Genomic DNA, 13,166 nt, shown 5'->3' with positions numbered 1-13,166 from the left:
CCCGGCATGCCCTGGTGGGCAGGCTCGGGAACCCCCTCGTACGCGGTCTGATCGTCGAGAGCGCGGGCACCTGGGGCCACGAGGGCGCGCCCACGTCCCTACGCCCCCCTGCCCTTCCCCAACTCGCAGCGCCCGTCGACGCACTCACGCCGCAGCCGCCCCCGTGACACCGTCTCCAGCAGTCCGATCACCCAGCACGTCGGACACCCCCGGAAGGCCTGCAGCGCGACCGGCAGCAGGAGCAGCGCCACCGGCCCGGCGAACGGCAGCAGCGCGAACGCCCCCAGCAGCGCGCCGAATCCGACCCCGCCGCGCAGCAACTGCCCGGCCAGCGTCCCGCTCGCGTACCCCGGTCCCCCCGCCTTCACCGCTCCCCTCCGAGCGTGACCGCCCGCACCGAGGCCCGCGCCCGGTGCAGCCGCGACTTCATGGCGGCCGTGCTGAGCCCCAGCACATCGGCCACCGTCCGCCCGCTGAGCCCCTGCACGTCCCGCATGATCAGCACCCGTCGCTGGTCCTCCGGCAGTGCGGCGATCGCCTCCGCGACCCGCCCGGCCTCCAGCCGCCCGAGCACCTCGTCCTCCACCGACCGGTACGACGCCTCCCCGGCCGCCGGACGCTCCCTGAGCACCGAACGCGCCCGCCGCAGGCACTCGTTGCGCACGATCCGGAACATCCAGGAGCCCAGCGCCCCGGTCGCCCGCAGCATCCCGATCTTTCGGTACAGGATGATCAGCGCCTCCTGCGCCGCGTCCTCGGCGTCCTCCGGCGTGGCGCACAGCGAGCGGGCGAACCGCCGCACATGCGGGTGCGCCCCCGAGACCAGCGCGGCGATCGCCTCCACATCCCCGTCCCGCGCCGCGGCCACCACCGAGCTCCCCACCCACTCCCGCACCTCAGCCACGCCGCCGACCCCACTTCCGCAGCACGGTCACGCTGCACGTCACGATCAGTGCCACACCGGCCGCCACAGCCACCCAGACCATCACCGGAATCCTCCTCCTCCGCCCCGGCGCTCACCGAAGCCGCCCATAAGAGGCGGCGACCCCGCGGAAGGATTCACCCCGCCTGTGAAACCGGGGCCGGGGTCGGGGTCGGAGCCGGGGCCGGCAGATCCGGCGCGTACGTGAACCAGACCACCTTGCCGGTGCCCGAACACTCCCAGCCCCACCCCTCGGCCAGCGCCTCCACCAGCAACAGGCCCCGGCCGCCGGTGGCTTCGGGCTCCGCCCCGTCGCGCACGAGCGCCGGACGGACGTCCGCGACCTCGACCCGCAGCAGGCCGTTCGCCCAGCGCGCGGTGACGGTACAGCGCTCCCGGGTGTGTTCCACCGCGTTGGCGATCAACTCGCCCGCGCACAGCTCGACTTCCCCCAGGGCCTCCGCCGAGAGCGGCACGCCCCGCTTGCGCGCGCTCTCCACCACCGACCGCCGCGCGGCCACCACCGCCTCCTCGTCGGGCGGGACGGCCCAGGCGCCGAGAACGGGCGATCCGGCCTTCTCCGACAGGCTGATGGTCATGGGGGGCTCCGTCCGGTCAGTGGTGCGCACGGGGCACGAGCGCCTCCGCACGGCCGATGGGCTGACGTACAGTCAACGCGGGTACACGGAGAGGGAGTATCGGCGAAGCTGGTCCGGTCGTTGAACCGGTTGAACGGAGAACGGGGATCGCGATGGCGAGACGACCGCGCACACCCAACACCGCGCTGGCCGCACTTCTCCTCCAGGCGCGTTGGAGCAACGACCAGCTGGCCCGCGCGGTGAACCGGACAGGGGTGGAGGCCGGTCTCGCGCTCACCTACGACAAGTCGTCCGTCTCGCACTGGCTCTCCGGCGTGCGGCCGCGCGCGGAGGTCCACGAGCTGCTCCGGGAGGCCTTCGCGCGCCGTCTGGACCGCCCGGTGACACCGGAGGAGACCGGCTTCGGCGAGCACGACCGGCGAGGCGGTCGCACCAGCACACTGTCCGACCTGATGTCGATCGGAAAGGCCGATATGGATCCGTCCCGCCGTGGGGTGCTCGCTGCCGGGCTGTACTCCGTCGCGCTCACCCTGCCCGTGTTCGACGATCCGGAGGCCGCCGAGCGGGCCGCCCGGGCGGGGACGGGCCGGACGGTGCGGGTGGGGGCGGGCGAGGTGGGGACGGTCCGGGCGATGACGGAGCGGATCGCCGGGATCCTCGACGAGCTGGGCGCGGCGCACGCCCGGCCGATGGCGGCCGCGTTCCTGGTCAACTCGGTGGGGCCGTGGCTCCGGGCGGCCGGGAGCGCTCCGGTGAAGGCGGAGCTGCTCGCGGCGGCGGCCGATCTCACCTATCTCACCGGCTGGATGGCGATGTACGAGACGGCCCACGGACTGGGGCAGCAGTACTACGTCCAGGCGCTGAGGCTGGCCCGCGAGGCGCGGGACCACACCACCTACTGCCGGACCCTGCGCGGCATGGCCCTGCAGGCCTCGAACCTCGGCTACGGACCGAGGGCGCTGGAACTCGCGGACTCCGCCGCCGAGGCCGCTCCGGCAGCGGGGCCGCGACTGCGGGCCTTCCTCGCCGGTCAGCAGGCGCACGGCGCCGCGATGGTGAAGGACCGCCGACAGGCGTTCGCCCGGCTGGCCGAGACCGAGGCGGCGCTCTCCCGCGCGGACGGGCGCAACGACGCCGTCGGCGGCTACGACCAGGCCGCCTTCCACTTCCACGTCTCGCACGTGCTGTACGAACTCGGCGACCTGCCGGGCTCGATCAAGGAGCTCCAGACCTCCACCCGGGCCCGTCCGGGCCACGAGAAGCAGGGGCGGGTGCACGCCAACGGGCTGCTCGCGCGCAGGCAGTCGGAGCTCGGCCACATCGAGGCGGCGTGCGAGACCTGGCACGGCTTCCTCGACGACTACGTGACGCTCAGCTCCGCCCGGGGAGACGAGCACTTCCGCGCCCTCGGCGCCGCGCTGCCCGGCCACGCGCAGATCCCGGCCGTCCGCGGCCTCCGGCAACGCACCCACGACGTGGCCCGCCAGAAGGCCGCTTAGCGCCTGTGCGGGCAACCGGAATCGCCGTGCGGACCGGGTCGCGGAGCGGCGGGGGTGCCAGGGGGACAGGGGGCAGGGTGGTCAGCCGAGTTCGGTGAAGAGGGTGAGCTGGAGGGCACCGGGGGCTTCCAGGCGGGAGTTGAGGGAGTTCCAGGGGGTGCGGACCGGCTCGGCGATCACCTCGGCTCCGGCGGCGGAGAGCCGGGCGGTGGTGGCGGTGGCGTCGTCGACCTGGAAGGCGACGCGGAGGTGGCCGGCGACGCGGCGGCCGACCTCGACCTCGTCGATGTAGTCGGCGTGGCCCGGGTCGGCGATCTCCAGGGTGGCGCGGCCGGCTTCGAGGATGGTGACCCGGCCGTCGGGGGAGGCGAAGGCGCCGCGTTCGGGCAGGCCCAGGACGTCGCGGTAGAAGTGCAGCGCCTGCTCGTAGTCGGCGGCGGTGACGACCAGACGGAGTTCGCGCACGGCGGGGATCTCGTCGGACGGCTGGGACACATCGGCTCCTCTGCCGGAAACGGAAGGCGGCCCCACCGACAACCTCGGTGGGGCCGCTTTCATTTCAGGAGCGGGGCGTCAGTGCCGGTGGCTCCGGCGGCGGGAGGCGAGCACGAGGGCCGCACCGCCGAGGACGACGGCGGCGCCGATGCCGCCGATCAGCGCGACCTGGCTGCCCGTCGCGGCGAGGCCGCCGCCGCTGCCCGGCTGCTGCGGCGTGCCGGTGGGGGCCGGGTGGGCGCTGTCGCTACCGGTCGCGGTCGCCGAGGACGAGGCCGAGGCGGAGGACGAGGCGGAGGACGAGGCGGAGGACGACGGCGAGGTGCTGGGCGAGGTGCTGGGCGAGGCGCTCGGCTCGGTGGAGGGCGAAGCGGAGGGCGAGTCCGTCGGGGACGGCGAGGAGGTGGTCACCGTGACCGTGGCCGTGCACTCCCCCGCCGTCGAGCCGGCCGGGCAGTTGCCGCCGGGCCGGTCGGCCACCACGGTGTTGCGCAGCGTGTGGTCCCCGGCGGCCGGGTCCTTCACCTTCACCGAGTACGTCACCCGGGCGCTGCCGCCGACCGGCAGGTCGCCGGTCCAGCCGAGCACCGGCTGGGTGTAGGACACCTTGCCGGCGCTCGCGGTGGCGTCCCCGTTGTAGACGGCGTCGTCGAGGACGGCCGACAGGTCGTCGGTGACGGTCAGCCCGGTGAGCGGCGCGTTGCCGGTGTTGGTGATGTCCACCTGGTACTTCACGGTGTCGCCGGGCAGGGCCTGGGCCTTGTCGGCGGTCTTGGCGAGCCGGTAGCCGGCGTGCTCGGAGACGGTGTTGCGCACGGTGTTGCTGGTGCGCTGCTGGTCACGGCCGGTCTGGCCGCCGCGGTAGGCGAGCGAGGAGGTGTTGTCCAGCTTGGTGCCCGGCGCGAGCCCGGCGTCGACCCGGGCCCGGAAGGAGACGGTGGTCTCGGCGCCCGGTGCCAGGTCGGCGGCTATGCAGGTGACGTTGCGCCCGGAGGCGGTGCAGCCGGGGCCGGAGCCGTCGACGTAGCTGGTGCCGGCGGGCAGCACGTCGGTCAGGGTGACGCCGGTGGCGGTGTCGAGGTCGGCGCTGGTGCCGTCCTTGTGCCGGTTGGCGAGGTTGAAGCTGTAGGTGATCTCGGCGCCGGGGTCGACGGTGCCGGGCGGGTTGTTCGTGGTGGAGCCGGCCGGCTGGTTGGCCTTGGTGATCTGGAGGTCCGGTTCGAGGGCGTCGACGGCGAGCCAGACCGCCTGCGGGTGCAGTGCGTCGCCCGAGCCGTCGATCCGGAGCACGGCCTGGGTGCTGTTGGCGGGGATCTTGCCGGTGACGTCGATCATCCGGGCGTCGTAGCCGTAGTTGTTGACCGGTGCCGGGTTGCGGGTGGTGATGTTGGCACCGGTCCCGTTCGCCGCGACGTGGTCGATCCGGCTGGTGAACGCGTTCTCCGTGTCGACCCCGGTGGGGCCGGGCATCGGCAGCAGGGTCAGGTTGTCGGTCGAGGAGCCGACCAGCAGCTGGTCGCCCTGGATCGGCACGTCGCCGTCGCCGACGGTGACGCCCATGGTGGCGGGCGGGGCGGTGGCGGGTGTGCGGATGCCGGAGAGGGTCAGCGTCGCCAGGTTGTCGGGGAAGCGCAGCAGCTGGAAGCCGTCCCAGACCTGCAGGTAGCGCAGCGGCTCCGCCTGGTTCTCGTAGGCGACGACCAGCGACCAGCCGCCCCAGCAGCCGACGTTGTTGCCGCCGTAGTTCTGCGCGGAGGAACGTCCGGCGCACGCCTGGATGTTCGCGACGGTGTAGTTGCCCGGGCCGGCGGCCTTCACCTGGGCGGTGACGTCCTTCACGCCCGCCCCGGCCAGCAGCGGCTCCGGCGGGGTGCCGCCGACCTGCTGGTCGAACCAGTCGTAGGTGTCGGCGGTGAGCTGCTCGTAGGAGGAGCCGCCCGGGACCTTCCAGGACACCTGGTTGCCGGTGTTGATGTCCCCGGAGGTGCCGCCGGCGTTGCTGGTGTTGGTCGGGTTGAACTGCCAGTACAGCCGGGCCGACAGCACCTTGGCCCCGGCCGGGATCTCCAGCTGCGCGGAGGACGCGTTGTTGCCCGGCGCGTTCGGGTCGCTCTTCACGTACTTGGTGCGGTTGTTGTTGGTGCCCTCGGTGTCGTTGCAGACCGAGCCGTCGCTGTCGTCGCACGTCAGCACCGAGTTGGACGCCATGGTGAGGTTGCCGTGCGCGAGCAGATCCACCGTCGGGTCCGGGCCGATCGGCCGCTGGGCACCGAGCCCGCGAGCGGCCTTGCCCGCCGGGGCCTTGTCCGCGGTCGTGGCGGCCGACGCCGTGGGGGCGACGAGGGCCACGGCCGGCGCGAACGCGAGTGCCGAGGCCGCGAGAGCCCCGAGGACCGCCCGGCCGGGCGTGCGCCGGGGCCGGTGTGCGGATGCCGGGCGTTCCCCGCCGGCGGCGGGAGGCGTGCGGTCTCTCATGGGGGACTCCAGGGATGTTCGAGGGTACGGGAGGGCGAGGGGTCCCTCCCGGCGGAATCGAATCGTGATGATACGTCCGATTTCAACCAGACCCAATAATATGTCACATTCCTTAGTTCATCCCTCAACAGTTTCGCCGCGACCTCAAACGGCGGACCGGGAAAACCCGTTGACCGTCCCGGACCCCTTTGTGTCAGCATGACGATATGAGCGACGAACGCACGATCGACCCCGTGGAGACCCGCGACCGCGCCGCGCTGACCGCCGCCGTGGCGGCCGGCGCGGAGCCCAAGTGGCTGATGTTCTGGGGGCATCAGGACCAGCGGGACGGCTCGCTCGGGCCCGGGGTGCTGAGCCAGTGGTGGCCCGACCACCCGTTCACCGTCGACGGCGTCGAGTACGCCACCGCCGAGCACTGGATGATGGCGGGCAAGGCCCGGATGTTCGGCGACGAGCGGACGCTCGCCCGGATCCTCGCCGCGGCGAGCCCCGCCGAGGCGAAGAAGCTGGGCCGCCAGGTCCGGAACTTCGACGACGCAGCCTGGAGGGCCGGGCGGTTCGAGCTGGTCGTCGAGGGCAACGTGGCCAAGTTCGGCCGCCACGAGGAACTCGGCGCCTATCTGCTGTCGACGCGTCAGCGCGTCCTGGTGGAGGCCAGCCCGCTCGACCGGATCTGGGGCATCGGCCTGCGCGCCGACAACGAGAGCGCCCGGCGCCCCGCCGAATGGCGCGGCGAGAACCTGCTCGGCTTCGCCCTCATGGAGGCCCGCGCCCGGCTGGCGGCGACCACCGGGACCACCGCCGCGCGGTGAGCTGTCGGACGGCGCGCCCGCGGGGGCACGCGCGCCGGTCGGCTCACCACTTCTGCGCCCCGCGCGCTCCCGGACACCACTCGCAAGCCAGTGGACGCACTGCCGTAACGCCTACGCCGTATTTCGACGCGAGGATGTCTTGCCGTCAGGGCCAAGTTGGACAGGTTGCGGTGATCATGCGTACACGGCACATGGAACAGCCCCTCGCCCCGGACGCGGGCGGCAGTGAGAGCGAGCAGGCGGCTCTCGAACTCAGGGCGCAGCTGGACGAGTTACTGCGTGCCCGGCAGTACGCGGGGCAGCGCGAGCGGCGGCTCGCCGAGGCGCTGCGGGCGCTGCCCGACCGGCAGCGGCCGGACGGGGAGCTGCTGCGGCAGCTGACCCAGGCGCGGACCCTGCGCGAGGGGCTGGGGGCGCGCTGCCTGGAGCTGAGCGACCAGCTGAAGGCGCTGGAGGAGCGGCTGCGGCAGCCGACGCCGCGTCGGTGGATCCCGCGTCAGCCCACCGGCGCGCCCGCCGACCCGTCCACCGGCATGCCCGTCGACGCGCCCCCCGGCACGCCCGTCGGCGTGCCCACCCACGCGCCCACCGACGAGAGCGGACACACCGACGGAAACGGACCCGACGGGAGCCGAGCCGACGGCAGCGGAACGCACGACGCCCGGCAGGCCGCCGCCGCGCAACCGACACCCCCCGCCCCGCCCCGGCGCCGCTCCCCCGCCGAGCTGTCCGCCCTGGCCGAACGCATCACCGCCCTGTACCGCCGGGCCTCCCCGGACGAGGCCGCCGGCATCCTGGACCAGGGCGCCGAGCACCTCACCCCGCAGGACACCGCCCACCTGGCCGCCCTGCTCGCCCGCCGCGGTCCGGCCGGCGCCTCCGTCCAGCTCGTCCGCAGCGCCGTGCACGCCGGACCCAAGCACGCCGCCACCACCCTCGCCGAGCTGCGCGAGGCCGGGCTGGCCGAGGAGGCCGGCGACCTGTTCCACGCGCTCCGCTCCTGCCCGGCCGCCGCCCTGCCCGCGCTGCTGGACGCGCTGGAGCGGGCCGGGCAGCACGCTGACGGCGACACCCTGCTCTGGGAGTGGGGCTCCGCGCCGACCGCCGAGCTGGCCGCGCTGGCCACCGGGCTCTACCGGTCGGACCGCACCGCCGACGCCCGGACCCTGCTGCGCCAGGCCGCCGGCCGGCCCACCGGGGACCTCGCCGCCCTCGCCGTCACCATGGCCCCGCCGCTGCCCGCCCTGCTGCTGGGCGAGCTGCCGGCGCTGCGCCCGCCGGCCGAACTGGTCCGGCTGGCCGCCGCGCTGGCCGGCCGCCCGGACCTCTACGAGTCGCTGCTCACGCCGCTGCTCGACGATCCCGTCCGCCACCGCACCACGCTCGCCGCCCTGCGCACGGCCGGCCTGCCGACCACCCCGGCCGGCCGCCCGCGTTCCCGCTGGGGTCGGCGCCAGGGCGCGTCCTAGGTCCCGACCGGAGCAACACGGAGCCCCCGCCCGCCCGGAAAGGGCGGACGGGGGCTCGGTGCGGGCGGACGGACGTCAGCAGCCGATGAGGCGCGCCGCCAGGTAGGACTTCACCTGGTCGAGCGAGACGCGCTCCTGCGTCATGGTGTCGCGCTCGCGCACGGTCACCGCGTTGTCCTCCAGGGTGTCGAAGTCGACCGTGACGCAGAACGGCGTGCCGATCTCGTCCTGGCGGCGGTAGCGCTTGCCGATGGCACCGGCGTCGTCGAACTCGACGTTCCACGCGGTGCGCAGGTCGGCGGCCAGGCCGCGGGCCTTCGGCGAGAGGTCGGCGTTGCGCGACAGCGGCAGCACCGCGACCTTGACCGGGGCCAGGCGCGGGTCCAGGCGCATGCCGACGCGCTTCTCCATGACGCCCTTGGCGTTCGGCGCCTCGTCCTCGAAGTAGGCGTCGAGCAGGAAGGCCAGCAGGGCGCGGTTGAGGCCGGCCGCCGGCTCGATGACGTACGGGAAGTACCGCTCGCCGGACTCCTGGTCGAAGTACTTGAGGTCCTGGCCGGAGGCCTCGCTGTGCACCGACAGGTCGTAGTCGGTGCGGTTGGCGATGCCCTCCAGCTCGGAGAACTCGCTGCCGCCGAAGTTGAAGCGGTACTCGATGTCCACCGTGCGCTTGGCGTAGTGGGAGAGCTTCTCCTTCGGGTGCTCGAACAGGCGCATGTTCTCGGTGCGCAGGCCGAGGCCGACGTACCAGTCCCAGCGCTGCTGGAGCCAGTACTCGTGCCACTGCTCGTCCTCGCCCGGCTTGACGAAGAACTCCATCTCCATCTGCTCGAACTCGCGGGTCCGGAAGATGAAGTTGCCGGGGGTGATCTCGTTGCGGAAGCTCTTGCCGACCTGGGCGATGCCGAACGGCGGCTTCTTGCGCGAGGTGGTCTGGACGGCCTTGAAGTTGGTGAAGATGCCCTGGGCGGTCTCCGGGCGCAGGTACGCCAGGCCGCTCGCCTCCTCGGTGACGCCGAGGTGGGTCTTCAGCATGCCCGAGAAGTCCTTGGGCTCGGTGAACTGGCCCTTGGTGCCGCAGTCCGGGCAGTTGATGTCCTGGAGGCCGTTCGGCGGCGGGAAGCCGTGCTTGGCCTCGTACTTCTCCTCCAGGTGGTCGGCCCGGTGGCGCTTGTGGCAGGAGAGGCACTCGGTCAGCGGGTCGTTGAAGGTCTGGACGTGGCCGGACGCCTCCCAGACCTCGCGGGCCAGGATCACCGACGAGTCGAGTCCGACGACATCCTCACGGGCCTGGACCATCGCACGCCACCACTGGCGCTTGACGTTCTCCTTGAGCTCGACGCCCAGCGGACCGTAGTCCCAGGCGGCACGCGTGCCGCCGTAGATCTCGCTGCAGGGGTAGACGAAGCCACGGCGCTTGCTCAGGCTGACGATCGTCTCGATCTTGTCGGCTGCCACAGTGCTCTCTTCAGTACGTACGGCCCGGTCAGGGCACGGCTGGTTGCGCGTACCCGAATACCTCAGGTTACCGGCCATATGGGTACGGGGTTCAAATCGGTATCGCCGGTACCGGCCCACTCACCGTCACACCTCGTTCACCCGTCCGAGTGATTTGACAATCATTTCCATCTAATCTGAGAATGGTTGTCATGATGATCCGACGACGTGCCCGCAGCGCCATAGCCCTGGGCGTCACCGCCCTCGCCGCCGCCCTCACCCTGACGGCCTGCGGCGACGGCGGTGGCGCCCGGAGCGCGGACGGGAAGCTGAACGTCGTCGCGTCCTTCTACCCGATGGAGTTCCTCGCCTCGACCATCGGCGGCGAGCACGTGAAGGTCACCGGCCTGACCCCCGCCGGCGTCGAACCGCACGACCTCGAACTCACCGCCAAGCAGGTCGGACGCGTCCAGAAGGCCGACGCGATCGTCTACCTCAAGGGCCTGCAGCCCACCGTCGACAAGGCGGTCGCCGACTCCCGCGCCAAGTACCGGATCGACGCCACCGCCGCCGCCCCGCTGGAGGACCACCACCTCCCCGAGGACCACGCGGAGGACGACGGCCACGACCACCACCACGACGAGGCCGCCGGCGACCCGCACATCTGGCTCGACCCGACCCGCTACGCCGCGGTGGCCCGCGGCGTCGGCGACGGCTTCGCCCAGGCCGACCCGGCGCACGCCGCCGACTACCGGCGCAACACCGACGAACTGGTCGGCCGGCTCACCACCCTGGACCAGGAGTTCAAGGACGGACTGAAGGACACCAGGACCCGCACCTTCGTCACCAGCCACGCCGCCTTCGGCTACCTCGCCGAGGCCTACGGCCTCACCCAGGTCGCCATCAACGGCGTCGACCCCGAGTCCGAGCCCACCCCGGCCCGCCTCGCCGACGTCCAGAAGGCCGCCAAGGAGAACGGCGCCACCACGATCTTCTTCGAGACCCTGGTCAGCCCCAAGCTCGCCGAGACCGTCGCCAAGGACCTCGGCCTCAGGACCGCCGTCCTCGACCCGCTGGAAGGCGTCAAGGACCCGGCCAAGGACGACTACCTCACGGTCATGCGGCAGAACCTGGCCAACCTCAGGACCGCCCTGGGCGCCGACGGGAACGCCGCCCCGGACGCCACCGCCACCCCCACCAGCTGACGGGACCACCGGTATGACTCCCCCGACACCCCCGGCCGTCCGCCTGCACGACGCCGTCGCCTCGCGCGGCGGGCGGCCGGTGCTGCGCGGCGTCGACCTCACCGTCCGCCCCGGCGAAGTGGTCGCCCTGCTCGGCGCCAACGGCTCCGGCAAGTCCACCACCGTCAAGGCCGTCACCGGCGCCGTCCCGCTGGAGCGCGGCGGTCTGGAACTCTTCGGCACCCCGCTCGCCCGGTTCCGCGCCTGGCACCGGATCGGCTACGTCCCCCAGCGCACCACCGCCGCCTCCGGCGTGCCCGCGACCGTGCGCGAGGTCGTCTCCACCGGCCGGCTGCCGCTGCACCGGCTGCTGCCGTTCCGCCGCGCCGACCGCACCGCCGTGGACCGCGCGCTGACCGCCGTCGGCATGCTCGACCGGGCCGGCGACGGCGTCGCCGACCTCTCCGGCGGCCAGCAGCAGCGGGTGCTGATCGCCCGCGCGCTGGCCGGCTCCCCCGACCTGCTGATCATGGACGAGCCGATGGCCGGCGTGGACGCCGCCAGCCAGCAGGTGCTCGCCGACACCCTGCGCGCCGAGGTCGCGCGCGGCGCCGCCGTCCTGCTGGTACTGCACGAACTCGGGCCGCTGGAGCCGCTGATCGACCGCGCCGTGGTCCTGCGCGACGGCTGCGTCGCCCACGACGGCCCGCCCGTCCCCAACACCGGCCTGCACGCCCTGCCCGGCCACGACCACGTCCACCCGCACGCCGACCACGGCCACGACCACGAACGGATCCGGGGACTGCTGTCATGACCGAGATGCTCAGCTACGACTTCATGCAACGGGCGCTGATCGCCGCCGTCCTGGTCGGCATCACCGCCCCCGCCGTCGGCATCTACCTGGTGCAGCGCCGCCAGGCCCTGATGGGCGACGGCATGGGCCACGTCGCGATGACCGGTGTCGGCCTCGGCTTCATCTTCCAGACCAGCCCGGTCTGGATGGCCGTGCTGGTCTGCGTGCTCGGCGCCGTCACCATGGAACTGGTCCGCTCGCGCGGCAACCAGCGCGGCGACATCGCCCTCGCGATGCTCTTCTACGGCGGCATGGCCTGCGGCAAGCTGCTGGTCTCCAAGTCCGCCCAGGCGGGCGCCGGTTCACTGGAGAGCTACCTCTGGGGCTCCATCCTGACCGTCTCCCCCGCCGACCTGGCCACCATCGCCGCGCTCGGCGCCGTCGTCGTCGCCGTCACCCTGGGCCTGCGCCGCCAGCTCTTCGCGATCTGCCAGGACGAGGACTTCGCCAAGGTCACCGGCGTCCCGGTGCGACTGCTCAACCTGCTGCTCGCGGTGATGGCCGCGGTCACCGTCACCGTCGCCATGCGGGTGGTCGGCCTGCTGCTGGTCAGCGCGCTGATGGTGGTCCCGGTGGCGGCCGCCCAGCAGCTCACCCGCTCCTTCGCCGCGACCCAGGCCGGCGCCATCGCGGTCGGCGTGATCGTCGCGCTGGCCGGCGTCACCGGCTCCTACCAGCTCGACGTGCCCTCCGGCCCGGCCATCGTGCTGCTCGCCATCGCGGTGTTCGCGGTGTTCAGCGCGATCGCCGCACCGCTCGCCCGGCGCCGCCACCGCGGCGCCCCCGACGCCGCCCCGAAGGTCTGCGACGTCCGTCTGCCGGACCCGGAACCGGCCGCGGCGGGCACCCCGGGCCGGGCCGACGCGGCCACTCCGGCGCCCGGTGCGGGGCTGGCACAATGAGGTGCCAGCCGCCCCAACCACCAGGAGGACCCACGGTGACCACCGCAGGCCCGTCGCCGCGAGCCCGATCGACCCGGCAGCGCGCCGCCGTCTCGGCGGTCCTGGACGAGATCGAGGACTTCCGCAGCGCGCAGGAGCTCCACGACATGCTGAAGCACCGGGGGGACTCGGTCGGCCTCACCACCGTCTACCGGACGCTCCAGTCGCTCGCCGACGCCGGCGAGGTCGACGTCCTGCGCACCGCCGACGGCGAGGCCGTCTACCGCCGCTGCAGCAGCGGGCACCACCACCACCTGGTCTGCCGGCAGTGCGGCGCCACCGTCGAGGTCGAGGGCCCGGCCGTCGAGCGCTGGGCCAACTCGGTCGCCGCCGAGCACGGGTTCAGCGACATCGCGCACACCCTGGAGATCTTCGGCACCTGCGCGGAGTGCGCCAAGAGCGCCTGAACGCGCGCCCGGACGACGACGAGGGCCCGCGGGAGAGTCACCTCCCGCGGGCCCTTCCGCGTACCGGGCGCCG

13 protein-coding genes and 1 pseudogene are annotated in these 13,166 nt (G+C 73.2%); 8 read left to right on the top strand and 6 right to left on the bottom strand.

Going from position 1 to position 13,166, the window contains the following annotated elements; translation table 11 throughout:
- Window positions 1-92 (top strand): annotated as a pseudogene (locus tag ACFVVU_RS29485) (protein-tyrosine-phosphatase); the annotation flags it as partial.
- Window positions 93-98: 6 nt separating this feature from the next.
- Here ACFVVU_RS29485 and ACFVVU_RS29480 read toward each other — a convergent pair.
- The 3 genes from ACFVVU_RS29480 to ACFVVU_RS29470 form a co-directional block, all read right to left on the bottom strand.
- Complete coding sequence (locus ACFVVU_RS29480; protein WP_387793297.1) at window positions 99-368, bottom strand: hypothetical protein; 270 nt, start codon at window positions 366-368, stop codon at window positions 99-101.
- Window positions 365-904 (bottom strand): RNA polymerase sigma factor, encoded by a 540-nt coding sequence (locus ACFVVU_RS29475; RefSeq protein ID WP_387793295.1) that lies wholly within the window; start codon window positions 902-904, stop codon window positions 365-367. Before ACFVVU_RS29475 ends, ACFVVU_RS29480 begins: the two co-directional genes overlap by 4 nt.
- A gap of 155 nt (window positions 905-1,059) precedes the next feature.
- On the bottom strand, window positions 1,060-1,521 hold the full coding sequence (locus tag ACFVVU_RS29470; protein ID WP_387793293.1) for an ATP-binding protein: 462 nt from the start codon (window positions 1,519-1,521) through the stop codon (window positions 1,060-1,062).
- 152 nt (window positions 1,522-1,673) lie between these two features.
- On the opposite strand from ACFVVU_RS29470, the gene ACFVVU_RS29465 reads away from it, so the two are divergent.
- The gene (locus ACFVVU_RS29465; protein ID WP_380685471.1) at window positions 1,674-3,020 is read left to right on the top strand and encodes a hypothetical protein; all 1,347 of its coding nucleotides are present in this window, start codon (window positions 1,674-1,676) and stop codon (window positions 3,018-3,020) included.
- Window positions 3,021-3,101: 81 nt separating this feature from the next.
- On the opposite strand, the gene ACFVVU_RS29460 is transcribed toward ACFVVU_RS29465, so the two are convergent.
- The gene (locus ACFVVU_RS29460; protein WP_387793291.1) at window positions 3,102-3,515 is read right to left on the bottom strand and encodes a VOC family protein; all 414 of its coding nucleotides are present in this window, start codon (window positions 3,513-3,515) and stop codon (window positions 3,102-3,104) included.
- A gap of 78 nt (window positions 3,516-3,593) precedes the next feature.
- A complete protein-coding gene (locus ACFVVU_RS29455) occupies window positions 3,594-5,990 on the bottom strand; it encodes a hypothetical protein (protein ID WP_387793289.1) in 2,397 nt (798 codons plus the stop codon).
- A 206-nt stretch (window positions 5,991-6,196) separates the two neighbouring features.
- Here ACFVVU_RS29455 and ACFVVU_RS29450 point away from each other — a divergent pair, with 206 nt between their 5' ends.
- Together ACFVVU_RS29450 and ACFVVU_RS29445 are read left to right on the top strand one after the other, a co-directional pair.
- Window positions 6,197-6,802, top strand: coding sequence for an NADAR family protein (locus ACFVVU_RS29450; protein ID WP_387793287.1), 606 nt, complete (start codon window positions 6,197-6,199; stop codon window positions 6,800-6,802).
- A 176-nt stretch (window positions 6,803-6,978) separates the two neighbouring features.
- Window positions 6,979-8,271 (top strand): hypothetical protein, encoded by a 1,293-nt coding sequence (locus ACFVVU_RS29445; RefSeq protein WP_387793285.1) that lies wholly within the window; start codon window positions 6,979-6,981, stop codon window positions 8,269-8,271.
- Window positions 8,272-8,346: 75 nt separating this feature from the next.
- Here ACFVVU_RS29445 and ACFVVU_RS29440 read toward each other — a convergent pair whose 3' ends face one another.
- The gene (locus ACFVVU_RS29440; RefSeq protein WP_380685461.1) at window positions 8,347-9,729 is read right to left on the bottom strand and encodes a glycine--tRNA ligase; all 1,383 of its coding nucleotides are present in this window, start codon (window positions 9,727-9,729) and stop codon (window positions 8,347-8,349) included.
- A 191-nt stretch (window positions 9,730-9,920) separates the two neighbouring features.
- Here ACFVVU_RS29440 and ACFVVU_RS29435 point away from each other — a divergent pair, with 191 nt between their 5' ends.
- From ACFVVU_RS29435 to ACFVVU_RS29420, 4 genes are read left to right on the top strand one after another with little or no spacing between them, the layout of a single operon-like run.
- Window positions 9,921-10,913, top strand: coding sequence for a metal ABC transporter substrate-binding protein (locus tag ACFVVU_RS29435; RefSeq protein ID WP_387793282.1), 993 nt, complete (start codon window positions 9,921-9,923; stop codon window positions 10,911-10,913).
- Window positions 10,914-10,926: 13 nt separating this feature from the next.
- Complete coding sequence (locus ACFVVU_RS29430; RefSeq protein ID WP_387793280.1) at window positions 10,927-11,706, top strand: metal ABC transporter ATP-binding protein; 780 nt, start codon at window positions 10,927-10,929, stop codon at window positions 11,704-11,706.
- Window positions 11,703-12,647 carry a metal ABC transporter permease gene (locus ACFVVU_RS29425; protein ID WP_380689674.1) on the top strand — a complete coding sequence of 315 codons (945 nt, stop codon included), beginning with the start codon at window positions 11,703-11,705 and terminating at the stop codon, window positions 12,645-12,647. The genes ACFVVU_RS29430 and ACFVVU_RS29425 overlap by 4 nt, the downstream gene beginning before the upstream one ends.
- Window positions 12,648-12,682: 35 nt before the next feature.
- Entirely contained in the window at window positions 12,683-13,093 is a 411-nt protein-coding gene (locus ACFVVU_RS29420) for a Fur family transcriptional regulator (RefSeq protein ID WP_380689676.1), read from the top strand.
- Window positions 13,094-13,166: the final 73 nt, after the last annotated feature.

The organism is Kitasatospora sp. NPDC057965, assembly GCF_042887135.1.
Classification (GTDB): Bacteria; Actinomycetota; Actinomycetes; order Streptomycetales; family Streptomycetaceae; genus Kitasatospora.
This window is presented reverse-complemented; position numbering and strand designations above follow the sequence as displayed.

Coding starts and splice junctions, on each gene's coding strand:
- ACFVVU_RS29430 (WP_387793280.1), top strand. CDS start 10,927: ATGACTCCCCCGACACCCCCGGCCGTCCGCCTGCACGACGCCGTCGCC.
- ACFVVU_RS29465 (WP_380685471.1), top strand. CDS start 1,674: ATGGCGAGACGACCGCGCACACCCAACACCGCGCTGGCCGCACTTCTC.
- ACFVVU_RS29470 (WP_387793293.1), bottom strand. CDS start 1,521: ATGACCATCAGCCTGTCGGAGAAGGCCGGATCGCCCGTTCTCGGCGCC.
- ACFVVU_RS29445 (WP_387793285.1), top strand. CDS start 6,979: ATGCGTACACGGCACATGGAACAGCCCCTCGCCCCGGACGCGGGCGGC.
- ACFVVU_RS29435 (WP_387793282.1), top strand. CDS start 9,921: ATGATGATCCGACGACGTGCCCGCAGCGCCATAGCCCTGGGCGTCACC.
- ACFVVU_RS29425 (WP_380689674.1), top strand. CDS start 11,703: ATGACCGAGATGCTCAGCTACGACTTCATGCAACGGGCGCTGATCGCC.
- ACFVVU_RS29455 (WP_387793289.1), bottom strand. CDS start 5,990: ATGAGAGACCGCACGCCTCCCGCCGCCGGCGGGGAACGCCCGGCATCC.
- ACFVVU_RS29450 (WP_387793287.1), top strand. CDS start 6,197: ATGAGCGACGAACGCACGATCGACCCCGTGGAGACCCGCGACCGCGCC.